General features: G+C 36.5%; 26 protein-coding genes and 1 pseudogene. All 27 read left to right on the top strand.

Translation table 11 applies throughout. From position 1 onward, the window contains the following. Window position 1 precedes the first annotated feature (1 nt). Window positions 2-2,473, top strand: a complete 2,472-nt coding sequence (locus FGK85_RS00910) for a phage tail protein (protein WP_138202865.1) — start codon at window positions 2-4, stop codon at window positions 2,471-2,473. 84 nt (window positions 2,474-2,557) lie between these two features. Further along, window positions 2,558-2,998 carry a phage holin family protein gene (locus tag FGK85_RS00915; RefSeq protein ID WP_035150373.1) on the top strand — a complete coding sequence of 147 codons (441 nt, stop codon included), beginning with the start codon at window positions 2,558-2,560 and terminating at the stop codon, window positions 2,996-2,998. Continuing rightward, the gene (locus FGK85_RS00920; RefSeq protein ID WP_138202867.1) at window positions 2,995-4,389 is read left to right on the top strand and encodes a hypothetical protein; all 1,395 of its coding nucleotides are present in this window, start codon (window positions 2,995-2,997) and stop codon (window positions 4,387-4,389) included. The genes FGK85_RS00915 and FGK85_RS00920 overlap by 4 nt, the downstream gene beginning before the upstream one ends. 17 nt (window positions 4,390-4,406) lie before the next feature. Continuing rightward, the gene (locus tag FGK85_RS00925) at window positions 4,407-5,108 is read left to right on the top strand and encodes an N-acetylmuramoyl-L-alanine amidase (RefSeq protein WP_138202869.1); all 702 of its coding nucleotides are present in this window, start codon (window positions 4,407-4,409) and stop codon (window positions 5,106-5,108) included. Window positions 5,109-5,292: 184 nt separating this feature from the next. After that, on the top strand, window positions 5,293-5,529 hold the full coding sequence (locus tag FGK85_RS00930) for an SHOCT domain-containing protein (protein WP_138202871.1): 237 nt from the start codon (window positions 5,293-5,295) through the stop codon (window positions 5,527-5,529). Window positions 5,530-5,590: 61 nt separating this feature from the next. Then, window positions 5,591-7,156: a recombinase family protein gene (locus FGK85_RS00935; protein ID WP_138202873.1), complete on the top strand. Its 1,566-nt coding sequence runs from the start codon at window positions 5,591-5,593 to the stop codon at window positions 7,154-7,156. Next, complete coding sequence (locus FGK85_RS00940; protein ID WP_000510187.1) at window positions 7,157-7,570, top strand: recombinase family protein; 414 nt, start codon at window positions 7,157-7,159, stop codon at window positions 7,568-7,570. It abuts the gene before it with no gap. Between the two features lie 3 nt (window positions 7,571-7,573). Further along, window positions 7,574-9,145 carry a recombinase family protein gene (locus FGK85_RS00945; protein WP_138202875.1) on the top strand — a complete coding sequence of 524 codons (1,572 nt, stop codon included), beginning with the start codon at window positions 7,574-7,576 and terminating at the stop codon, window positions 9,143-9,145. 429 nt (window positions 9,146-9,574) lie between these two features. Beyond that, complete coding sequence (gene mef(A), locus FGK85_RS00950) at window positions 9,575-10,804, top strand: macrolide efflux MFS transporter Mef(A) (RefSeq protein WP_138202877.1); 1,230 nt, start codon at window positions 9,575-9,577, stop codon at window positions 10,802-10,804. A gap of 113 nt (window positions 10,805-10,917) precedes the next feature. Continuing rightward, window positions 10,918-12,381 carry an ABC-F type ribosomal protection protein Msr(D) gene (gene msr(D) / locus FGK85_RS00955; protein ID WP_138202879.1) on the top strand — a complete coding sequence of 488 codons (1,464 nt, stop codon included), beginning with the start codon at window positions 10,918-10,920 and terminating at the stop codon, window positions 12,379-12,381. A gap of 231 nt (window positions 12,382-12,612) precedes the next feature. Continuing rightward, window positions 12,613-13,452: a nucleotidyltransferase domain-containing protein gene (locus tag FGK85_RS00960; protein WP_138202881.1), complete on the top strand. Its 840-nt coding sequence runs from the start codon at window positions 12,613-12,615 to the stop codon at window positions 13,450-13,452. Then, a complete protein-coding gene (locus tag FGK85_RS00965; RefSeq protein WP_138202883.1) occupies window positions 13,449-14,087 on the top strand; it encodes a Vat family streptogramin A O-acetyltransferase in 639 nt (212 codons plus the stop codon). Before FGK85_RS00960 ends, FGK85_RS00965 begins: the two co-directional genes overlap by 4 nt. Before the next feature lie 198 nt (window positions 14,088-14,285). Continuing rightward, a complete protein-coding gene (locus FGK85_RS00970; protein WP_123779059.1) occupies window positions 14,286-14,780 on the top strand; it encodes a nucleotidyltransferase domain-containing protein in 495 nt (164 codons plus the stop codon). A 62-nt stretch (window positions 14,781-14,842) separates the two neighbouring features. Continuing rightward, on the top strand, window positions 14,843-15,100 hold the full coding sequence (locus FGK85_RS00975; protein WP_138202885.1) for a cell division protein MraZ: 258 nt from the start codon (window positions 14,843-14,845) through the stop codon (window positions 15,098-15,100). Window positions 15,101-15,243: 143 nt separating this feature from the next. Next, on the top strand, window positions 15,244-16,122 hold the full coding sequence (locus FGK85_RS00980) for an AraC family transcriptional regulator (RefSeq protein ID WP_138202887.1): 879 nt from the start codon (window positions 15,244-15,246) through the stop codon (window positions 16,120-16,122). Window positions 16,123-16,847: 725 nt separating this feature from the next. Then, the gene (gene arr / locus FGK85_RS15795; protein ID WP_341472458.1) at window positions 16,848-17,261 is read left to right on the top strand and encodes an NAD(+)--rifampin ADP-ribosyltransferase; all 414 of its coding nucleotides are present in this window, start codon (window positions 16,848-16,850) and stop codon (window positions 17,259-17,261) included. 639 nt (window positions 17,262-17,900) lie between these two features. Next, window positions 17,901-18,446 (top strand): toll/interleukin-1 receptor domain-containing protein, encoded by a 546-nt coding sequence (locus tag FGK85_RS00990; protein WP_138202891.1) that lies wholly within the window; start codon window positions 17,901-17,903, stop codon window positions 18,444-18,446. Window position 18,447: 1 nt separating this feature from the next. After that, window positions 18,448-18,645, top strand: coding sequence for a hypothetical protein (locus FGK85_RS00995; RefSeq protein WP_138202893.1), 198 nt, complete (start codon window positions 18,448-18,450; stop codon window positions 18,643-18,645). A gap of 199 nt (window positions 18,646-18,844) precedes the next feature. Beyond that, on the top strand, window positions 18,845-19,465 hold the full coding sequence (locus FGK85_RS01000; protein ID WP_138202895.1) for a nuclear transport factor 2 family protein: 621 nt from the start codon (window positions 18,845-18,847) through the stop codon (window positions 19,463-19,465). Between the two features lie 555 nt (window positions 19,466-20,020). Continuing rightward, window positions 20,021-20,635 carry a nucleotidyltransferase family protein gene (locus FGK85_RS01005; protein ID WP_207670507.1) on the top strand — a complete coding sequence of 205 codons (615 nt, stop codon included), beginning with the start codon at window positions 20,021-20,023 and terminating at the stop codon, window positions 20,633-20,635. Continuing rightward, a complete protein-coding gene (locus tag FGK85_RS01010) occupies window positions 20,607-20,831 on the top strand; it encodes a DUF6718 family protein (protein WP_138202897.1) in 225 nt (74 codons plus the stop codon). Before FGK85_RS01005 ends, FGK85_RS01010 begins: the two co-directional genes overlap by 29 nt. Before the next feature lie 251 nt (window positions 20,832-21,082). Next, window positions 21,083-21,478 (top strand): recombinase family protein, encoded by a 396-nt coding sequence (locus FGK85_RS01015; protein WP_138202898.1) that lies wholly within the window; start codon window positions 21,083-21,085, stop codon window positions 21,476-21,478. Window positions 21,479-21,579: 101 nt separating this feature from the next. Next, complete coding sequence (locus FGK85_RS15225; RefSeq protein ID WP_171011289.1) at window positions 21,580-21,744, top strand: hypothetical protein; 165 nt, start codon at window positions 21,580-21,582, stop codon at window positions 21,742-21,744. A gap of 1 nt (window position 21,745) precedes the next feature. Then, on the top strand, window positions 21,746-22,324 hold the full coding sequence (locus tag FGK85_RS01020) for an ATPase (RefSeq protein ID WP_138202900.1): 579 nt from the start codon (window positions 21,746-21,748) through the stop codon (window positions 22,322-22,324). 362 nt (window positions 22,325-22,686) lie between these two features. Next, window positions 22,687-23,280, top strand: coding sequence for a helix-turn-helix domain-containing protein (locus FGK85_RS01025; protein WP_138202902.1), 594 nt, complete (start codon window positions 22,687-22,689; stop codon window positions 23,278-23,280). 13 nt (window positions 23,281-23,293) lie between these two features. Beyond that, window positions 23,294-24,397: pseudogene (locus FGK85_RS01030) on the top strand (N-6 DNA methylase). After that, window positions 24,387-24,800 (top strand): DUF1016 N-terminal domain-containing protein, encoded by a 414-nt coding sequence (locus tag FGK85_RS01035; protein WP_171011290.1) that lies wholly within the window; start codon window positions 24,387-24,389, stop codon window positions 24,798-24,800. Before FGK85_RS01030 ends, FGK85_RS01035 begins: the two are co-directional and overlap by 11 nt. Window positions 24,801-24,913: the final 113 nt, after the last annotated feature.

Here is a 24,913-nt window from a genome sequence, read left to right on the forward strand (position 1 = left end):
TATGGCAACCTATCAAGCGATAAATGCTTGTACATGGCGTAATGGCAGTTGGATTGCGGGTGTAACCGACTACGTTCGACAAGGGGTTTATGCCCCAGCCAATAATTATGAGAATGTTGGTGCCATGTTATTTGACCTTACAAGTATTCGAAATACCTATGCAAACTATTATCCTACCTCTGCCAGTATTCGTCTTGTTAGGATAGCTGCAGGTGATTGGGGTTCAGCCAGAACGATAACACTTTATGCTGGAAATGCATATGGTTTGCCATCTCCTAGTTCGGGTACCAGCATATCCGGGAGTAGACCTACGAAAGTTACTTCTGGATATAGCTATACTGTTTCTGCCGGACAGGGTACAAAGGATATCGCAATTTCCACCGCACTCATTGATTCCATCGGTAGTGGAGCTAGTAATTGTTTATTCATGGATGCTGGCTCCAGCACACTAAACTATATGGGATTTCGAGCTAGAGATGATTTAAGCCAGATAGTGTTAACCATTAACTGGGCAATAAGAACCACAGCTTGTAGTGCTCCGACATCCTGTTCATTGAGTGCAACCCTCTCGGAGGACAATGTTACATTATCATGGAGTGGTGCTTCCGGTGGTACAAATAATGCCATCTCCTCCTACGAGATACAGTATAGTGATTCTGCTGACAACTTGAATTGGGGATCGTGGACAGCACTAACTACAGTAACCACCACGGCCACTAGTGGCAGCTTGTCAGTTGCACCACCATCAACACGGGGTAATTATCGTAGGTTTCGGGTGCGAACTCGAGGTACAGCAGGAGCAAGTTATTATTCAGGCTGGAGAGTATCGTCGAACTCTGTTCGCAGAAACACAGTTCCTAGCCCACCAACTACAGTAACTGCTACTCCAATCAATTATAGTGATGAAATAATTACACTTACTTGGAGCGGAGCTTCTGGAAGTACGAGTGCAATCAAGGGGTACCAGATTGCTAGTCGAACATCTACGGATAACAGTACATGGAGTTCATGGAATGTTCTAACCATATTGGCCCTATCGGCTAGTGGAGGTAGTTATAACCCTAACGTGTCACGAGTTCCAGGAACATATACTCAATTTGGTGTATGGACGATAGATAATCTCGATGTCTACTCATCGGAAAAAATCAGTAATAGTATTTACTGTGATATCACGGCTTGTGGAGCACCTACTGCTTGCTCGGTAAGTTCAACTTTAGCTGAAGGAAATGTTACTCTTTCATGGAGTGGTGCATCCAGTGGAGCAGGCAACACCATCACATCCTATGAGATTCAATATAGTGACTCGGCAGATAACAGCACATGGGGAGCATGGACAGCATTAACAATAACGGTTACCTCAACAACAAGTGGCAGCGTAATTGTTAGCCCACCGACAACTCGCGGTTATTACCGTAGGTATAGAGTTAGGACACGTGGTACGGCTGGAGAGAGTTTTTATTCTGACTGGACTATATCTAGCAACACTGTCCGCAGAAATACACTGCCCATTCCGCCTACTTCTTTTACTGCAACTCCTTCAATATATGAGACGAATACAGTAACTCTTATGTGGAGCGGAACAATACCGGGAACCAGTGCTATCAAGCAATATGTTATTCAACAAGCTACATCAGCAGACGGTATAAATTGGTCGGTATACGAAGCATTGACTACTATTATTTCAAGTGCTACTTCAGGTACCCATCAGGTAAATGCTTCCCCGGTACCTGGAATGTATACCCGCTATCGAATAAGCGTAACAGATACACTTGATGCAGTTTCAAGCCATGTGGTTAGTAACACGGTAAAGAAAAACAGTCCGCCTGCTGCTCCGATCATCGTCAGTCCTATGACCGGAAAGTCTACTTATAACACTACACCACGCTTTATGATTACTACAGGCACTGAACCAGACGGTCAGACACAGATTGTGGAAGTAAAGATTGATTCAGGTGAGTGGGTTAATAGTGTGGATAATCCTGAGAGATTTTCTACGAGTGGCTATCTGGGAAATGGTGTTAGTACGGTGTACCAAGCGGAACCGCTTGCAGTAGGAAACCATACTGTAACCTTCCGCTGTCTTGATAGTGATATTGAGTCGGCAAGCACAGAAGTTGTCCGGACATTTACTATATTACCGCCACCTTTTGAAACGATTACTGCAAATGAGACTGTCGTAAAGGCAGCACATATTCAGACGCTTCGAACCGCTTTAAATATAGTGCTAAGTTATTACAACTTATCCCCTGTAATTTGGAGTGAAGAGATTATTGCTGGAAGAACAACAGTTAAAAAATGGCCATTTCACATTACTGAAATCCGAAAGGCTATTGATACTATCATTACAGTGGTTAATGGTTTTGACTCTTCTGCAGCATTTGATATACCACCTGTGACATGGCTCCCTATTGGAACAGGGCGTCCAAAGGCGGATGTGATGCAACAAATCCACGATCTTATACTGATGCTGTAAGGTGTGTGATACGGCAACAGCACTCTTGTATTTTACAGGGGTGCTTTTTTAAATACACAAATTAATGTAATGGAGGTGTTTACAGTGAAAGAGATTTGGAATTGGATACAGTTAGCTTTTGCGGCTGTTGGTGCTTTTCTTGGATGGTTTCTCGGCGGGTTTGACGGATTTCTATATACACTGGTCACTTTTGTAGCAATTGATTATCTGACAGGAGTCCTTTGTGCGATTACAGATAAAAAGCTGTCCAGCGAAATTGGTGCCAAGGGAATTTTCAAAAAGGTGCTCATCTTTGTAATGGTAGGTATCGCTCATATTCTTGATACACAAATTTTAGGGAGTGCAGGATACAATGGCAGCGCTTTGCGAACGGCGGTAATCTTTTTCTATCTAAGTAACGAGGGTGTATCCATTTTGGAGAATGCAGGTCATATTGGGCTACCCATCCCAGAAAAACTAAAGGCGGTTCTTAAGCAACTACATGGTCGTGATGAGGAACCTCCTAAGCCAGGTGATGAAATATGATTGACTTAACAAAAGCGGTAACGGTATTCATTGGTCGACGCGGTGAACACAATTACCGAAATATTGAGTTTGATGTATCAAGCCTACTGGAAAATAACTACCCAAGTGCCTCCTTAAATGCGATTTACAAAAGGCCTGATGGGGTTGCATATCCGGTAGTCACGAACTACGCTGATGGTGTCCTTACATGGCAGCCCAATGCAACGGACACATCATTTGTTGGTGTTGGTCGGCTTGAAATAAGGGTTACTTATGGTGATGTGGTTGGAAAGAGTGCAAGAATACTAACCATAGTCGAGGATGCTCTTGTGGATGGAATTGTTGAACCACCAGAACCTCCTGCACAGGAATGGTTAAATAAAGTGCTTTCGGCTTTAGCTGAACTGGATATTGATGAAATAAATAATCTGCTCAACCTCACTTATAATCTTTTAAACAACAACTATGATTTGCTAAATACAACACACAATTTGGTTGAGGATACCCGCGAAAATCTATATAGGAGGACAGGTATTCTACTCAATCATTTGCATCCAATAGAAACAGCTAGTGCACCGGATATGATTAGCCGGAGGGCAGCCATCACATTTAGCAATATGGCAAATGGAAACAATGTAGTAATTGGCACGATAACATATACTTTCGTTACAGCTTTGGGCAGTCCAGCTACAAATAATGTGCAGGTTCTAATTCAAGACACCCTTCGTAATACAGTTAAGACACTTGCTAGAGCTATAAGGGGCATTGATGACGAAATGAATATTGCCTATGGAACTGGGACTGATCCAAACCCAATTTGTACAGCTTACTGGACAAGTCAAAGGTTTTCCATAGGTAGTACTACCGTTGAGGCAGGTGAGAGCCTTTTTCTACTTGAAAGAGCAGAAAATGTGACTTCCGCAATACCTCTCTCATCCACAGCAACGGCTATTATTAGTGACTTCACCCGGTCGGCCTATTCAAGATATATTTTGTCGGGTAATGTCTCGGGTTCAGGCGGTGCAAACAGTGTTCGTGGTCCTTTGCACACGATATTACCTATTAATAGTGTGGTTATTGGCGGTCAGGGTGGAGAATTGTATACGACGGCTTATGATTGCCATTTGATAACTCTTTGTCGTCAATCGGATACTAGTGAAAAGGAACTGGACTTGTATATTTCCAATGATGAGGAGACATTCACTAGAATTCAACGGAGTACACCTGTCGGATCGAATACTTCAGCAGAATCCTTGCACATTCATATTCAAATGCGGCAGGCCAGAGTTCCAGCAGGTTATGGACTGTATATCTGTATGGGAAGTGATGGAACATCATCAAATGCTTATTGTGATTTAAAGTTTACCTATCACCTGTACCCTGTCCATCTTACACCTGAGCCAAATGATTAAATGTTGAGGTGATTATAATGAAATTATACAAACTAATACTTACGAACAATGCCTGCTACAAAGCAGGCAAAACAATAAAACCGAAGGGTATAATGGTTCATTCAACAGGGGCTAACAACCCATGGTTGAAGAGATATGTTGGTCCAGATGATGGTTTGCTCGGAAAGAACCAATACAATAATCATTGGAATCAGGATAAACCTGGAGGTCGTCAAGTTTGCGTCCATGCTTTTATTGGTAAGTTAGCAGATGGCTCCATTGCCACATACCAAACATTGCCTTGGAATCATCGTGGTTGGCATGCTGGAGGAGATGCGAATAACACGCATATAGGATTTGAGATTTGCGAGGACGGTCTAACCGCTGCCTCGTATTTTTCTGCTGTTTATAAGGAAGCAGTAGAGCTTTGTGTACATCTTTGTAAACTCTATGGACTAAGTGAGAAGGATATCATCTGTCATAGTGAAGGCTATAAGCAAGGTATAGCCAGTAACCATGCGGATGTTATGCACTGGTTTCCTAAGCATGGCAAGACTATGGATGCCTTTAGAGCAGATGTTAAGAAACTTCTAAGCGAAGAAGAAAAATCAGCAGAACCAGCGAAAAAGAAATACTATCGTGTACAAATAGGTGCATACACTGTCAAAGCAAATGCTGAGGCACAGCTTGCTAAAGCTAAAAAGGCAGGCTTTACGGATGCATTTATTAAGTATGATTAACAAATGGGGCGAGTTAAAAATCATCGAGATTCCTAAATAAAATATTAAACTGTTAGATTATCTAGCCTGTAGGGGTTCTTCCCTTGCAGGCTCTTTTTTTATGCTCTGATTTTATTTTATTTTATTTTTACAAATCCTCAACTTCGACCTGTTCCCGCGGCTATTAGGTAGGAGGTGATTCTACGTGAATCAGCATGAGGATAAAAAAGTTATGAAGATCTCAGATGGGGTTATAGACAAAAGCATCGAGTTAAAGAAAATGTCACAGGAGCAGCTACAGCGTGAGTTTGATTATATTCAGGCAGAGAAATTACTTAGAAAGATGCTCCAAAAAGGTTTAATAACGGAAGCAGAATTCAACAAGATAGACGCACTCAATCGCCAAACTTTCTCTCCTTTTTTAGCAGAGATAATGCCCTGAATTCGTTGATATATAAGGGTTTCAGAGGTAATATGTGACCTACCAAGAAGGAGGTGAGGCGATGAAAAAGATAACGAAAATAGAAGGAAATAAGGTTGCATCGATTATCAAACCTAAACTACGAGTGGCCGCATACTGTCGTGTTTCTACGGGTAGTGATGAACAGTTAGTAAGTCTACAAGCACAAAAATCCCATTATGAGACTTACATAAAGGCAAACCCAGAATGGGAGTATGTTGGCTTGTATTATGATGAGGGAATTAGTGGCACCAAAAAAGAAAACCGAACGGAACTTCTCAGAATGCTGTCAGATTGTGAAAATAAGAAGATTGACTTAATTATTACAAAGTCCATTAGTAGGTTTGCGAGAAACACTACGGATTGTTTGGAGATGGTTCGTAAACTGTTGGACCTAGGGATTTATATCTATTTCGAAAAAGAAAATATCAATACCCAATCAATGGAAAGTGAGTTGATGCTTTCTATATTAAGCGGGCTTGCAGAAAGTGAGTCAATCTCCATTTCAGAAAATAACAAGTGGGCAATTCAAAAGAGATTTCAGAACGGAACTTTTAAGATTTCATACCCACCATATGGTTATGACAACATTGACGGTCAGATGATAATAAACCCCAAGCAAGCTGAAATTGTGAAGTATATTTTTGCAGAGGTATTATCGGGCAAAGGCACACAGAAAGTTGCAAATGATCTTAATCAAAAGGGTATCCCTTCAAAAAGAGGTGGTCGTTGGACAGCTACTACGATTAGAGGGATTCTGACCAATGAAAAATATACTGGCGATGTTATTTTGCAAAAGACTTATACTGATAGCCATTTTAACAGGCACACCAATTATGGTGAAAAAAATATGTATCTAGTAGAAAACCACCATGAGGCAATTATCAGCCATGAAGATTTTGAAGCTGTAGATGCCATTCTCAATCAGAGAGCCAAGGAAAAAGGAATCGAAAAACGCAACAGTAAATATCTAAACCGATATTCCTTTTCTAGCAAAATTATCTGCTCGGAATGTGGCAGTACCTTTAAAAGACGGATTCATTCATCTGGTACAAGAAAATACATTGCTTGGTGCTGCAGTAAGCATATCAGCAATATAACGGAATGTTCCATGCAGTTCATTCGAGATGAAGATATAAAGACTGCATTTGTTACGATGATGAATAAACTCATATTCGGTCAGAAGTTTATATTAAGACCACTTTTTCATGGGTTACGTAACCAAAACAATGCAGCGAGTTTTCGTAGAATTGAAGAGTTGGAAACTAAAATTGAAAACAACATGGAGCAGAGCCAAGTACTGACAGGTTTAATGGCCAAAGGGTATCTGGAACCTGCTCTGTTTAATAAAGAAAAGAATGCACTGGAGGCAGAAAGAGAAAGGCTTCTTGCCGAAAAGGATCAACTTACTCGTTCCGTCAATGGCAATTTTGCTAAAGTAGATGAAGTTGACCGTCTGCTTAAGTTTGCCACTAAGTCCAAAATGCTCACAGCTTATGAGGATGAGTTGTTTGAAGATTACGTAGAGAGGATTATTGTCTTTTCACGGGAGGAAGTAGGTTTTGAATTAAAATGTGGAATCACATTGAAGGAAAGGTTGGTGAATTAGATGGGTCACACACCCTATGGATATAGAATTGAAGATGGAAAAGCTGTTGTGGATGAAAAGACTTCTGAGCAGGTAAAAGAATTATTTTCCGGATACTTGGCAGGCCTTTCTTTGAAGGAAGCTGCTAAAAAAGCTGGGATAGATTGTTATCATGCCACAGCAGGTAAGATGTTGCAGAACAAGCACTACCTAGGCGATGAGTTTTACCCTCCCATTATTGATGAGGAGACATTTGAAAAAGCCAGAGAAGAAAAACGAAAACGAGCAGAAAAGCTCGGGAGGATAAGGGAACCTAAAGATGAACCGAAAACGGATTACCCTGTAAAGTTCAAAGCAAAACCTCTGGTGCAAAAATATGAAGACCCATACAAGCAGGCGGAATATGCCTACAGTTTGATAGAAAGTGAGGTGTAACAAGTGGCAGTGAGTAGAAATGTCACAGTGATTCCGGCAATTAAACGAGTCGGAAATAATAAAACTAGTGAGAGCAAACCCAAAATACGAGTGGCTGCTTACTGTCGTGTTTCAACGGATAGTGAGGAGCAGGCTTCAAGTTATGAAATTCAGATTGAACATTATACAAACTATATTAAGAAAAACAAGGAATGGGAATTGGCAGGGATTTTTGCGGATGATGGTATCACAGGTACAAATACCAAAAAGCGTGAAGAGTTCAACCGCATGATTGAGGAATGTATGGCAGGAAAAATAGACATGATCATTACAAAATCCATCAGCCGATTTGCCAGAAACACGTTAGACTGCCTTAAATACATCCGTCAGTTAAAAGATAAAAACATCGCTGTATTCTTTGAAAAAGAAAATATCAACACCATGGATTCCAAGGGTGAAATTATGCTGACTATTATGGCTTCCCTTGCCCAACAGGAAAGCCAATCCTTAAGTCAGAACGTTAAGCTGGGCATTCAGTATCGATATCAACAAGGTGAAGTCCAGGTCAACCATAAGCGTTTCCTTGGATACACCAAGGATGAAAACAAGCAACTAGTCATCGACCCCGAGGGTGCAGAGGTTGTTAAACGGATTTATAGAGAGTACCTTGAAGGAGCTAGTCTTTTACAAATATCAAGAGGACTAGAAGCAGACGGTATTCTTACAGCGGCAGGCAAAGCCAAATGGAGACCAGAAACACTAAAAAAGATATTGCAGAATGAAAAGTACATCGGTGATGCCCTTCTACAAAAGACATATACGGTTGATTTCCTTTCTAAAAAGCGGGTCAAGAATAACGGCATCGTTCCCCAGTATTATGTAGAAAACAGCCATGAGCCGATTATTCCAAGGGAGCTTTTTATGCAAGTTCAAGAAGAGATGGTTCGAAGAGCAAATCTTCGTGGCCGCAAAGGCGGTAAAAAGCGAGTCTATAGCAGCAAGTATGCTTTATCGAGTATTGTTTACTGCGGTCATTGCGGCGATATTTACCGACGAGTACACTGGAATAACCGAGGTTACAAGTCTATTGTTTGGAGATGCGTCAGCCGTTTGGAAGAAAAAGGGTCTGAATGTACGGCCTCTACCATAAACGAGGAAATATTACAGACAGCAGTGGTCAAGGCTATTAACGAACTTTTGGCTAACAAAGAACCCTTCCTCTCAACGTTACAGAAAAATATAGCCACCGTACTTAATGAAGAAAATGATAATGCCACCGTTGATATTGATGGCAAATTGGAAGAATTGCAACAACAGCTTCTAATCCAAGCAAAGTCCAAGAATGACTATGAAGATGTGGCTGATGAAATTTATCGGCTTCGTGAATTGAAGCAAAATGCACTAGTTGAAAATGCAGAGCGAGAAGGAAAAAGGCAACGAATCGCTGAAATGACTGATTTCTTGAATGAACAATCCTGTGAGTTGGAGGAATATGATGAACAGTTAGTAAGGCGACTTATTGAGAAAGTAACGATATATGAAGATAAGCTCACCGTTGAATTCAAGTCTGGGATTGAGATTGACGAAGAGATATAGAATATTAACCGCCAATTAGGGGCTAGCACCCTTTGGCGGTTAATATTGGATTTTTTTAATTTTAAAGTTGCTTAAAACGACTTGTTGTGTTAAAATATACGCTGATACAAATAAGAATTTAGGAGGAACCGAAACTATGACAGCCTCAATGCGTTTAAGATAAGCTGGCAATAAAAAAAGCAGAATCTATCCCCGATGATAGGCTTTTTTGTTGTGCTTATTTATACGATATTGAGCATTCATTAGTTACGGTGAGATATAAGTTATTTAACTATAACTTTATTTAACTATGTCTTAAATATGAATGTTTCCAAATTGTATGTATGCAGACCAAAAGCCACATTGTGGATTTAGGCCTGCATTTTTTATTGCCTAGAATGCTATTCAAAATAGAAATTCAAGCAAAATAATATGCAGGAGATAATATAAATGGAAAAATACAACAATTGGAAACTTAAGTTTTATACAATATGGGCAGGGCAGGCAGTATCATTAATCACTAGTGCCATCCTGCAAATGGCGATCATTTTTTACCTTACAGAGAAAACAGGATCTGCGATGGTCTTGTCTATGGCTTCACTTGTAGGTTTTTTACCCTATGCGGTCTTTGGACCAGCCATTGGTGTATTAGTGGATCGTCATGATAGGAAGAAGATAATGATTGGTGCTGATTTAATTATCGCAGCAGCTGGGGCAGTGCTTGCTATTGTTGCATTGTATATGGAGCTACCTATCTGGATGGTTATGGTAGTATTGTTTATCCGTAGCATTGGAACGGCTTTTCACACCCCGGCTCTCAATGCGGTTACGCCACTTTTAGTACCAGAAGAACAGCTTACGAAATGTGCAGGCTATAGTCAGTCTTTGCAGTCTATAAGCTATATTGTTAGTCCGGCGGTTGCAGCACTCTTATACTCCGTTTGGGAACTAAATGCTATTATTGCCATCGATGTATTGGGTGCTGTGATTGCATCTATTACGGTAGCAATTGTACGTATTCCTAAGCTAGGCGATCAAGTGCAAAGCTTGAAACCAAATTTCATAAGAGAAATGAAAGAAGGAATGGCTGTACTACGGCAAAATAAAGGATTATTTGCTTTATTACTCGTTGGAACATTATATATGTTTGTTTATATGCCCATAAATGCATTATATCCTTTAATCACTATGGAATATTTTAATGGTACACCGATGCATATTTCTATTACGGAGATTGCTTATGCCTCTGGTATGTTGATAGGGGGTCTATTATTAGGGTTATTTGGGAATTACCAAAAGCGAATCTTATTAATAACGGCATCCATTTTTATGATGGGGATAAGCTTAACCATTTCAGGATTACTTCCTCAAAGTGGTGGATTTTTCATATTTGTAGTCTGCTGTGCAATAATGGGGCTTTCGGTGCCATTCTATAGCGGTGTGCAAACAGCTCTTTTTCAGGAGAAAATTAAGCCTGAATATTTAGGACGTGTATTTTCTTTAACTGGAAGTATCATGTCTCTTGCTATGCCAATTGGGTTAATTCTTTCTGGATTCTTTGCTGATAGAATCGGTGTAAATCATTGGTTTTTACTATCAGGTATTTTAATTATTTGCATTGCAATAGTTTGCCCAATGATAACTGAGATTAGAAAATTAGATTTAAAACAAAATTCATAGGAGGGCCATTTTTATGTATTTAATTTTCATGTAATTTTTCCTGCTAAAATCGCAGGGTTTTCCCTGCGTACAAGCAAATGAAAACATGCGATTATAGACAGGAGGAAAATGTTATGGAATTGATATTAAAAGCAAAAGACATTCGTGTGGAATTTAAAGGATGCACTTGTTTAGATATAGATGAATTAGAAGTGTATGATTATGACCGTATTGGTTTAGTAGGAGCAAATGGTGCAGGAAAAAGCACGTTACTCAAGGTACTTTTAGGAGAATTAACTCCCCCAGGATGTAAAATGAATCGTCTGGGTGAACTTGCCTATATCCCTCAGTTGGACGAAGTAACTTTGCAGGAGGAGAAAGATTTTGCACTTGTGGGTAAGCTCGGTGTTGAGCAATTAGATATACAGACCATGAGCGGTGGTGAAGAAACAAGACTTAAAATAGCACAGGCCTTATCGGCACAGGTTCATGGTATTTTAGCGGATGAACCTACGAGCCATTTAGACCGTGAAGGAATTGATTTTCTAATTGGACAGCTAAAATATTTTACAGGTGCACTGTTAGTTATTAGCCATGACCGCTATTTTCTTGATGAGGTAGTAGATAAAATATGGGAACTGAAAGATGGCAAAATCACTGAGTATTGGGGAAACTATTCTGATTATCTTCGTCAGAAAGAGGAAGAACGCAAGAGCCAAGCTGCAGAATACGAACAATTTGTTGCGGAACGTGCCCGATTGGAAAGGGCTGCGGAGGAAAAGCGAAAACAGGCTCGTAAAATAGGACAGAAGGCAAAAGGTGCTTCAAAGAAAAAAAGTACTAAAGGCGGAGGGCGTTTAGCTCATCAAAAATCAATGGGAAGTAAGGAAAAAAAGATGCATAATGCCGCTAAGTCCCTAGAACATAGGATTGCGGCCTTAGGAGATGTAGAAGCTCCGGAAGATATTCGCAGGATTCGTTTCAGGCAAAGTAAAGCATTGGAGCTCCACAATCCATACCCTATTGTCGGTACGGAAATTAATAAAACATTTGGAGATAAGGTATTGTTTGAAAATGCATCTTTTCAAATTCCGCTTGGAGCAAAAGTGGCTCTAACTGGTGGTAATGGAACAGGTAAAACAACGTTAATCCAAATGATCTTAAACCATGAAGATGGAATTTCTATTTCACCTAAGGCAAAAATAGGTTACTTTGCACAAAATGGTTACAAGTACAACAGTAATCAGAAAGTCCTGGAGTTTATGCAGGAGGATTGTGATTACAATGTTTCAGAAATTCGTTCCGTGCTAGCATCAATGGGGTTTAAACAAAACGATATTGGAAAAAGTTTATCTGTTTTAAGTGGCGGCGAAATTATGAAATTATTGCTAGCTAAAATGCTTATGGGTAGATATAACATCTTACTAATGGATGAACCCAGCAATTTCCTTGACATACCAAGCTTAGAGGCTTTGGAAATACTAATGAAGGAGTATGCCGGAACTATAGTGTTTATCACCCATGACAAACGGCTGCTTGATAATGTGGCTGATGTGATTTATGAAATCAAAGATAAGAAATTAAACTTAGTCCGATAATTATTTTACTTTTCGTATTTGACAGATCGTAAGTAGGCCAGTGAAAGAGGTTATTGATTTTATCTAAACGTTAAGTAGGTTAGACCTCTAATCAGGGAAAATAAGGCCTTCAAGATGAATTTTGAAGGCCCCCTTTCCATAGAAATATACGTAAAGCATAAGGAACACATGGCAAAAAAGGCGTTTCTCAGCATGGGATATAGCTTTTGATATTGAAAGGAGTGATTCAGTATGATAGATAATATTATTCAATCAGTGACAGAAAAATTATCCTCTTTGCCTTATATAGAAGGCATCGTATTAGGGGGTTCCCGTGCAAGAGGCACCCATACAGAGGATTCTGATATAGATATCGGAATCTATTACAAATCAGAATCATTTGACCTGACAGCGATTAACCAAATTGCTACAGAGTTGGATGATGAGAATAGAAATAACCTTGTTGTACCTCCCGGAGCGTGGGGTGATTGGGTTAATGGCGGCGGATGGTTAGTTATAAATGGGTATCATGTTGACTTGATTTTACGTGATATAAAACGGGTGGAACAAATAATCAAAGATACGGAGCAAGGAATTGTTACTGCTAATTATCAGACGGGGCATCCCCATGGATATATAAGTGCTATGTATCGAGGAGAATTAGCGATTAGCAAAATACTATATGCTAAGAATGAAAGCTTATGCGAATTAAAAAATCAGGCAGAACGTTATCCAACCGCTTTGCAGAAAGGATTAACCGAATTTTTTATGTTTGAGGCAGGTTTCTCATTAATGTTTGCTGAGAACAATATAGATAAAGACGATGTATCCTATGTTTGCGGGCATTGCTTTCGAAGCATATCTTCCCTTAATCAAGTCTTATTTGCAGTAAATAAAGAATACTGTATAAATGAAAAAAAGGCTGTTAAGATGATCGAGGATTTTAAGATCAAGCCAAGCGATTACAAGGAAAGGGTCGATAAGGTTATTTCCTTAATATCAACTAATGTAGATTGTACAAGAAAAGGAATAGAGATTCTTCAAAGACTAGTAAATGAGGTTGAATACCTGAAAGGAGCCCATATTCAATGACGGGGCCAGATAAGAAAAAACTTTATCCGAATGAAAATATAAAGACGGTTTGCTATATAAGCAATCTACCTAAAAGACCAAATGTTGAGATTAGTGAATACACTTATTACAGCGACAATAAAAAATCTCCTGAGAAATTTTATGATAATATTGAGCACCACTACGAATTTCTAGGGGATAAACTTATAATTGGAAAGTTCTGTGCAATTGCAGAGGGTATTAAGTTTATCATGAATGGTGCGAATCATAGAATGGATGGAATTACAACCTATCCCTTTAATATCTTTGGCTGGGGATGGGAAAAGGTTACTCCTACAATAGAACAACTTCCTTTTAAGGGGGATACTGTGATTGGTAACGATGTTTGGATAGGTCAAAATGTAACCATTATGCCAGGCATTATAATTGGTGATGGTGCGATTATTGCCGCTAATTCAACAGTAGTGAAAAGTGTTGAGCCATATACAATATATGGTGGGAATCCAGCTAAGTTTATCAAAAAACGCTTTAGTGACGAAAAGATTGAATTCCTGCTAAAGCTTCAATGGTGGAACTGGAGCGAAGAGAAAATATTTGATAATCTTGAAATGCTAACATCCGAAGCAGGGTTAGAGCAATTCATGAAAAATTCCTAGACTTGGGGCCTTTCTACCACGGCACAAAAGGGAACTTAAATCTAGGGGGTGCTGGAACCTCGATTTAGCTCTAATTATTGCGAGCTAAAGAAGGCAAGCTTCATCTTTAGCTTTGATTGGAACAATAAACATTATATTATTAGGAGAAATAGCTTTGAGATTTATCACTTATAGATTTAATTTGAACGGAGGGATTACATGGTAAGTAAAACTGATGCCATTGAGATAATAACATACGCTGAAGAAAATGGAATTAACATATGGATTGATGGCGGTTGGGGAGTAGATGCACTATTAGAAGAAGAAACAAGAGCACACAATGATATTGATTTATTTGTGGAAGAAAGTAATAGTAAAAAGTTTATTGAAATAATAAAAGAAAAAGGCTTTGCGGAAGTTACAGAAGCATATACCACCACATCTCACACGGTTTGGAAGGATACTAAAGGTAGGGTAATTGATCTTCATATATTTAATTTCAACGAAAAAGGATACATTGTTTTTGAAGGAGAAGCATATCCACCAAAAGTGTTTAGTGGCATTGGGAAAATAGGCGATAAAATGGTTAGATGTATTGATGCTGAAAATCAAGTATTATTTCATCTGGGCTATGAGTATGATGAAAATGATATGCATGATGTAAAACTATTGTGCGAGAGATTTAATATTCCTGTTCCGAGTGAATACAAGTAACTGACAAATTCCAATTTGTCTATCAATAGTGCAATAAATTAGAATTTAGAGGAGGAATAGATATGGCACGTTCAATTAGAGGTTCCCTTTCGGGATTTGGAAGTGAACTGTTGGAACGAATAAGAGAAGATAGCAATGCATGGCTAGATGAAGCTGCCTTTGAAGAAAGAGTCATTGGGATTGAAAAGGCAACTGCGGCTCTGAAGGAAGCCAAAGTTGAAGATGAGAAAATCATTTACCTTTTGCAAAAATATTGGGATTTACGCCTTAGAGAGGCAAAGGAATTTTTACAGCAAGAAAGATACACTGAAGAAAAGTAAAGGATTCCTGTGGTAAACATCCCAAAGTTAAATTCAGTTTAACGATACTAATTACATGAAAGAGAATCGACTGAACTGTGCACAGAATGTCGGATGAGTAAACGCACCCTTTGATAATATTGATGATGAAAGGAGGTTGTTCAATGGATTCTTTAAGAAGTATGAATAATGCATTGGCATATATTGAAGAGCACTTAACAGAGGAAATTGATTATATTGAAGTATCCAAAATCGCTTATTGTTCAGAGTATCATTTCAAGCGGATGTTTTCTTTTTTAGCAGGCATAAGTTTATCAGAATATATTCGGAGAAGAAGACTGACGTTGGCTGCACTTGATTTGAAAGATAGGGATTTGAGAATAATTGATGTAGCCGTCAAATATGGCTATAATTCGGCTGATTCATTTTCCCGTGCTTTTCATTCCCTGCATGGCATTCTCCCTTCTGAGGCAAGGAGTGAGAATACACAATTAAAAGCTTATCCTCGAATGACCTTTCAATTATCAATTAAAGGGGGATGCGAAATGAACTATCGTATTGTTGAGAAAGGACCTTTTAAGTTAGTAGGATTTAAGAAGAGAGTTCCAATTATGTTTGAAGGTGTCAATCCAGATATTGCAAAAATGACTGAACTTTTAACCCCTGAGGTTATTAAAGAATTAAAAGCACTTTCAAATGTAGAACCAACAGGGATTATTAGTGGATCTATTAATTTCTCGGAAGGAAGAATGGAAGAAAAGGGTGAGCTGGATCATTACATCGGGGTGGCAACATCAAGTGATGAGACAGCGGAATTTGATGTATTGAAAATAGATGCTTGTACCTGGGCAATATTTGAATCGATTGGACCATTTCCGGAAACACTTCAAAATGTGTGGGGTAGGATATACTCAGAGTGGTTTCCATCCTCAGGATACGAGGCGGTTGAAGGTCCTGAAATTTTATGGAATGAGAGTCCAGACACTGGAAATCCAAAGTATCGAAGCGAAATCTGGATTCCAGTAAAGAAAAAAGACTATTAATGACATCAATGTTTATGATTGAGGGCGCTCCTAGTAAGAGTGCCCTTTTCGTAAATGGTACGATTGGTGAATGTTTGGCGTAGCTAATTTCGGGTTGTGCTAGGCACCCCCGAAACAATAAAAGCTTAACTTCACTGATAATATACTCTTCCTCACTTTAATTATAACATATACAAAATTGCAAATATAGACTGTTCGTTCTGAATTTCAACTGCTATACTTCGATAGTATATTAGTGAGATTTGTTGGGGGATTTGGGATAGTGATTATTTTGGTCTGCTTCATTAATCGACGAATTGGCAAAAGGCAAGCCAATGGAGAAGATCTTGAGCAGTTGAAGTTCTGGATATACTCATCATAACATTCAATTAATTTGGAGGTAAGATTAGATGAATAAAAAATTTGATCCAAATAACGTTATTATTAAAATCTGCATGAGTGGGATGGGATTGGAGGACTGTGGAAACAGTGAGGGTGCGATTGCGATGTTTCATAAAGCATGGCACGAAGCAACGGATGACTATGAAAGATTTATCGCAGCTTATCATTTAGCTCGTATACAAGAAAATATTACAGATAAATTAAAATGGATGGAAACATCCTTAAAGTGTGCACAAAATATAGATGATGATAACGTTAAGAGTGCTTACTCCACGTTGTATATAAACAATGCCAACTGTTATGAGGAGTTGGGTGATTCTGAACAGGCAACTAGAAATTATGAATTGGCCAAATCATATAATGGTGCACTAACAGATAAAGGCCCATTTTACCATGGGACAAAGGCAGATTTGAAAGTTGGTGATTTTCTGATAGCGGGTGGAAATTCAAATTACAAACCTGGGCTTAAAATGAACCATATTTATTTCACTGCTAATGTCAATGGGGCAGGTCTTGCAGCAGCATTAGCAAAAGGAAAAGGAAGAGAACGCGTTTATATAGTAGAACCTACAGGTGAATTTGAAAACGCCCCAAATGTTACTGACAAAAAGTTCCCTGGTAACTTAACGCGTTCTTATCGCTCACAAGAACCTTTAAAAATTATTGGTGAAGAAACAGAGTGGACGAAACCGACAGCTACTAAGCGACGAGAATGGCATGAAAATTTAGCTAAAAACAAAGGCGATATTATTAACTAAACACATTTAATGGTGTGATAGTTGAAGGTCGATATGTTCCCGCCTACCGATAGTGCCAAAAACGTAGTGGATATGTTTCCGAGAACGGATACGCTCAAATGACATTCATTCTGTCCTCTCGAGCCACGTGGAAACAGTAGTAGGAATACGTCGCAAAGATACCTTATAATCCTTGAATTCATGCACTTTACGAGCTTTTTTAACTTCACTACACAAAGTGATGATTTTAAGAATAAAGAGCAAATTAATGGTGTAAAAGTAAGAGTTGGAATTTGATATGGTGTAAGGGGACACGTTATTACAAATTTATACAAAGTAGAAAAAGACTATGAAGAGCTAGTATAGCTGAAACTTCATGGTCTTTTTGTGTATTATAAGATTGTATAGTGGTAAATAATTATTTATTTTATATGTTGGTGATAAAATATAAATAAAATGGATATTTACTGATATTTTAAAGGTATGATTGGAAATTTGTAAAATATTACGATGAATTGTTATTTTTAAGAAATAAGTTAGTGGGTAAAATTATCAGTTTTAGATAGTTGTTCAGTTATGTTTAAAATGGGAAGAAGTATGCGCAATATATTTTGATTATAATTTGAAAGAATACAAGTTCTACGACAGGAGTGAATAAATATGGGGGAAGAAAGAGATTTTTTTATCAGTTATAATAAAGATGATAAGAGCTGGGCGAAATGGATTGCTGGAACTCTAGAGGAAAACGGCTATACCACTTGTATTCAGGCATGGGATTTTAGCCCTGGAAATAATTTTGTTTTAGAAATGCAAAAAGCACTAAAAGTCTGTAAAAGAAGCATAGTAGTTTTATCGCAAAGCTATCTAAATTCTGATTATTGCCTTCCTGAGTGGGCAGCATTGTTCATCAAAGATCCATTGGGGCAAAAGAAATCGCTCATACCAGTAAGGGTTGATGAAAAGAAACCAGAAAAAGTTTTTCGCTCCGCTACAACCTTTTTCTGGCAGTACCCCAGGGGTCGTTACATAAACTGGAAATTTATGTTTGCTAATGCCAAATTGGTTATATTTGATTCTAAGAGAGAAACTATAAAATTTATGGCACAAGATGGATATACTGTACTAAACTTTGATGATAAACTTATTACTGCCGTGCCACAAAAATGGAGAAATAAATATAATAAGTATTTAGAGGAGGGAGAATAGCATGCCGTCAGCAGATAGTATGAAATACTGTCCATTATTAAAAAGAAAGATTTGCAGAGCTTATTGTATGGAAATTGGTGATGTGAGAAATGATGATATGGACATGGAACATATAGAAGATAAATTTGATAGCAACCAGAAAAAGTTTTTCGCTCCGCTACAACCTTTTTCTGGCAGTACCCCAGGGGTCGTTACATAAACTGGAAGTTTATGTTTGTTAACAATATGAGATTACTAATAATTTGATGTTTGTTAATATGTGGTATATAATCTATTAATAAGTAATAATAAGATATTACGTTAAATATAAAAGAAAAATTCACGAAGTAACGTCGTAAAGTTTTAGAAGACACTGTTGAAATTATGTTTTGTAGAATTTTATATTAGGGGGATTTTTTATGTTGATTTATGATAATAAAAGCAGAGTAGCAGTTAAAGGTAACGCTTGTGAAGAAGTGCAAAAAAATGTTAGGTTAACATTAACACGATTTCAAGAGGGATATGGAAAGAGAGACTTGGATGCATTGGATGAATTTGTTGAGGAGCTTTTTGTAAATGACGCTGATTCTCTAATAGTTGGAACAGCAGATTCTGAATGGTGTAACGGAAAAGATGAAATTAAGAATTTAATTGGTTCAGACTGGAAGTATTGGGCGAATGTTGTCCTTGATATTGATGGAGCTACAGTTTCTTCACTAGGAGATGTTGCTTGGGTTACTACAGAGGGGTTCTTACATAGTGCACTTAAAGAAGCTAGAGCATATGAGAAATGCCTAGATAAAATAAAACAAAGTATAGATTCAGATATCAAATCAAAAGATAAAGTGCTAGATACACTAAGAAATATTTCAATGAGTTTGTTTGATCTTAATCTAGGTGAAGAAGTAATAAGACCGTTTAGATTTACTGCAGTCTTATTGAGATGTAATAATTGCTGGAAGTTTCATAGTATACATTTCTCACATCCAACAAATTTACCAGCAGATGTAAGAATAGTTGGAGATATGAGAATCAGCTAACTTTGGGCATCGTCTAACAATACACTCCCATTTGCTGTGGCAGGTAGTGCAATTTTTATAGATTTATGTATTAAAATATGGTTTGTAAACAAAATTTAGTATAACTAAGAAAGCTACAGCCAACCTGCGAGCCTAAGAAACGAGCTTTCTAAGGCTCACAGCTGTGGAAGTTTGAGACGTTAGCAACCATAAAAAGTTTTTCGTTCCGTTGCAACCTTTTTGTGGAAATACTCCAGGGGTCGTTACATAAACTGGAAGTTTATGTTTGCTATCTCATACATAAACAATGATTTTGATACAATGGAAAACCTTGAATTCAGGGGTTTTCGTTGTTTTTTTGGAGAATTTACAGCTGGTTAAAAGTAGTTTTGAAGTTAAGAATATAGAAATATGATGGGAAAAATGCACATCCCTATGAATTTTGAAGTGAGGGGTGTGCATTTTTAGGTTGGGGGTGTGCACAATTTAGCGATAACAACATTTAAAAAAGTTTTGATAATACTAATAAATAGAATTATAATAATAGTAATCACCATAAAGAGAGAGGGTGTTAATTTGAAGTTTAGTCTTTATGGTATAAGTGAAGAATTACTTGGTAAATTAAGTTTTGAAAGTAAGTTTGGCAAAAGTTTAAAGAATACTCTAAGAAAATTTGAAAAAGATGATTTATTTAATGAAATAATTGATTTAAAAGAATTTTATGAAAGTACTGATTTACTAAAAGGTGTGAATTTTGCTTACAGGGTAAAATCCATACAATCATGTTTGCTAAAATATGATAAATATTATCCTTCTATAGAGGCTAATAAATGCTTCAATGATATACTTGGGATTAGAATTATAATAAATAATTATAGTGAAGTTTTAGAACAAGATTTAAATATTTTTAAAGTTGCAGATATGATAAATGGAAAAGCTAATGATGATGGATATCGAGGAGTTCATTTATATTATCAGAAGACAAATAGACACTATCCTATAGAGATACAAATAAATACTAGGCATGATAGAATTATGAATGATTGGCTTCATGTACATTTATATAAGTATGAAAAAAACAGTAATATAGGTAAATTGTTAAGAAGAAAATATGATAATGGAGAAATTAAAAATGAATTTGATTTTAAGGAGGTATTGAAAAATGTGTTATCTAGTAGCGAAGAAATTTGATAAAGAGGGTAGTTTGGTATTAGAAGTAGAGCAAGGGCAAAGACTGGCATCATTATCAAAATATTTAACATTAACAACACTTGAAAAGGGCGTACAAATAGTAACACTTAATGATTTAGAAAGTTTTAAAGAGTATTTCCCATATACAGTAATTAATGATGAAGTAGAGTATATTTCTAAAGTGGTAAAAATGTAGGCGTAATAAAACTAAGAAAATATTCTTTTTATTTGGTTGTGGGTAGCAACCAGAAAAAGTTTTTCGCTCCGCTACAACCTTTTTCTGGTTGCTAAAAAGCGTTTCTATTGTTGTATGCATTTCTACCCCCAACATATATATCTTCCCCTTTGTAGTATTTTAATTATATTAAACTACAAAGGACTTATATTTTTCCATATAGGTGGGGAATTTTCTTTCCCTTAAGTGGGTAATTTTATTTTACCACTAACATGGTAAGAAGAATTTTTCATTTGTACTTAAGTGGATATAGTGTAGATATGATTATGAAAGAATTAGTAACTGAAAGTATAAAGTCTCCAACAGGAAAGGATAAGTGGTCAAAACGTACAATTCAGAGAATGATTACAAATGAAAAATACATAGGGAGTGTAATACTAGGCAAGACGTATACAGGTGCATATCCAAATAACAAGCAGAAAGTAAATATGGGAGAGCAAGAGCAGTTTATAATGCAAGATGCTCATGAGCCTATTATTAGTGTTGAGATATTTGAAAAGGTGCAAGAAGAGATAAAACGTAGGAGTAATATTGAAATAGTAGGTGGGAAAGATAAAAGGAAAAGTACACACTACAGTGCAAAGGAGAGAGAGGGACGTAAAGATTAGTTATATTTACAGTTATAGCCAATTTGAATTAAAAATAATTGATACATATATATTATAGTAGTATAATCATAGTAATATACAATTTTGTTTGGAGGTATGAAATGAATACAGAAAAGGAAACTTTATATGATATATTTCTAACCTACTCATACAGGGAGTTAAAGGAATTATTCAAAAAATCTAAGACAAAAGAAGAACAAGATTTTTACATGAATTTAGCTAATGTAGTGTTACAAAGAGAACAGAGAAGGATAATAGGTAATTAGTATGCCTAGTTATACAATATTTGCTGGCGTTAATGGAGCTGGAAAAACTTCTATATATAAGTCTATATACTATGATGAAAATAAGGATGAAAAGAGAATAAATACTGATGAAATGGTAGCTAGACTTGGATCATGGGAAGATAAAAATCTTCAAATTCAATGTGGCAAAGAGGCAGTAAAGCTTATAAAAGAATATATATCAAAAGGAATATCTTTTAATCAGGAAACAACATTATGTGGAAAAAGTATTAGTAGAAATATAATAAAGGCTAAAGAGCAAGGGTTTTATATAACAATGAATTATATAGGGGTAGAAACACCTGAAATTGCTGAGGCTAGAGTTATGCATAGAGTTGAAAATGGTGGGCATGGTATACCATCTGATACAATTAATAGAAGATACTATGAGTCAATAAAAAATTTAAAAGAAATTATAGCGGTATGTAACGAAGTAAATATTTACGATAATACAGAAATATTTAAGGAAATAGCCTTTTTAAGTGATGGGAAGCTTATATGGAAAGAGCTCAATACCCCTAAATGGTTTAAGGAAGTTTTGGAAAAGTATGAAGAAAACTAAAGCGTTGAGACTAGAAGAGGAACTTGAAATTACAGGATTAATTATATTGTCTAGAGTAATTCAGGAGCTTTTTTCTATTGTATAGGAATATATTTGCGTATTTATTTAGACTAACTATTACACGTGGAGACGGTAGTTAAGCTACAAAGGAAACACAGTTAGAACCTTGAGAAATCAAGGTTCTTTTCCTATGCAAAAATTTATATGTTTCTATATACAAGGTTAGGCAATAAAATCTTGATTTTTTAACAAAAAATATTGACCAAGTCAATAAAAAGGGATACAATATATGTATATTGACTAAGACAATTGATTATATACTAAAATTTGGTATATAAAATAAATTCCTAGGGGGTGATTTTTTGATTGGTCTTGAATATATTCTTAGTTTATATAATATGCAGCATATAGAACTTGCAGAAAAACTAGGAATAAAAAAGCAAAACATTAATATGTGGATTAAGGGTAAGCAAAACATACCTAAAAAATATCTCCCCATATTAGAAGGGCTCTTTGGAATTAAACAAGAATATTTTATGAAAGAATTAAATGAAATAGAGAAACTTGAGATACAGAAAGAAAAGTTAAAGGAAGATTTAAAACCTGTTATAAAAAAGCATGAGCAGCAATTTCTTATTGGTGAAGCAAATAATCTTGTGGAAGTTCCTATATATGATAAAGAAGAAATCAATACCATGGAGAGAACGATAGAAAAAGCCAAACTTATATCTAGATTTAAGGAAGCTATGGATATTGTAGATGATAATCCTTATATGGATACCTATAAATTAATAGTAGAACTTATGGAAAAGGTGCAACATGAATCACTTGTTCATAAAACAATAGAGGCATTAGGACATTACTTTGAAATATTGCCTGATTGGGTATCTACAGGCCCGGAACAAGATGAGTTTGAAAGTGAAATATTTGAAGTATTTGATGATAATAATTTTTAGGAGGAATACCAAAATGGCAACAGCAAATATCGGTTTTGAAGAAACCCTATGGAAAGCAGCAGATAAATTAAGAGGAAGTATGGATTCAGGTGAATATAAGCATGTAGTATTAGGACTTATATTTGTTAAGTATATATCAGATAAATTTGAAACAAAGTATAATGAACTTTTAGAAGAAGGAGAAGGCTTTGAAGAGGATAGAGATGAATATACTTTTGAAAATATATTCTGGGTGCCAAAAGAAGCAAATTCAACAACTTGGAAGCTTTGTAGAATGAACCTTGCAATAAGATGATTAGATGGAAACATAGGACCACATCATGCTGATACATTCCATGATGATCTTCATAAGACATTAAAGGCAGACTATATATTAGCTAATCCTCCATTTAATATAAGTGACTGGGGTGGAAATAAATTAACCGAAGATGTTAGATGGAAATATGGTACACCACCAGAGGGAAACGCAAACTATGCATGGCTTCAACATATGGTATATCACTTAGCACCAAATGGATGTGCAGGTATAGTTTTAGCAAATGGAGCTTTAAGTTCAAATACTTCAAATGAAGGTAAAATTAGAAAGAATTTAATAGAAGGAAAATTAGTAGATGCTATAGTTGCATTACCTGATAAACTATTCTACTCAACAGGTATTCCAGTATCCTTATGGATATTAAATAGAAATAAAAAAGACAATCCTAAATATAGAAGTAGAGAAGATGAAATACTATTTATTGATGCAAGAAACTTAGGAGAAATGGTTGATAGAAGACATAGAGAATTAAAAGATGAGGATATTAAAAAGATAGCTGAAACTTATCATAATTATAGAAACTTCAATAATAGAGAATTGAAAATTGAGAATGGAGAATTAAAAGAGTATAAAGATATTCAGGGATTCTGCAAAGCAGCAACATTAGATGATGTAAGAGAAAATGAATATGTTTTAACTCCAGGTAGATATGTGGGAATAGAAGAAGCAGAAGATGATGGAATTCCATTTGAAGAAAAAATGGAAAAACTAACAAGTGAGCTAGGAGAATTGTTTGATAAGTCAAGAAACCTAGAGGAGGAAATAAGAAAGAATCTAGGAGGGATTGGGTTTGAGTTCTAAGAAAATTGAGAATGAAGAATTGAGAGTTAAGAATTTAAGTAATAATAAACTTCTAACAGATATTATTTATGAAAATATAAAAAATACATTGGATGAAGCTCGTGCTAAGGCATATTCTTCTGTGAATTTTTATATGGTTCAGGCTTATTGGACAATAGGTAAAATAATTAATGAAACACAAGATGGGAGTGAACGAGCAGAATATGGAAAAGAATTAATAAATGAATTATCAAAAAAGCTTACAGGTGAGTATGGAAAAGGCTTTGATAAAAGCAATTTATCAAGAATGAGAAAGTTTTATGTGCTATTTAATAATGTTGACGCAGTGCGTCAAGAATTAAGTTGGACTCATTATATATTACTACTTAAGGTGACGGCTATGACCCCAGCAGATTGTGCGTAAATTAACTTTATAAAAAGATTACTTAGAAACTTTATTTCCTTTTTTAAGCGACTATAGTAATCTTTTTGTTCTTTCTCAGAAAATATATATAAATATTAGCAAGAAGGGCTCCT

The sequence above is a fragment of the Haloimpatiens lingqiaonensis genome (assembly GCF_901447495.1).
Taxonomy (GTDB): domain Bacteria; phylum Bacillota; class Clostridia; order Clostridiales; family Clostridiaceae; genus Haloimpatiens; species Haloimpatiens lingqiaonensis.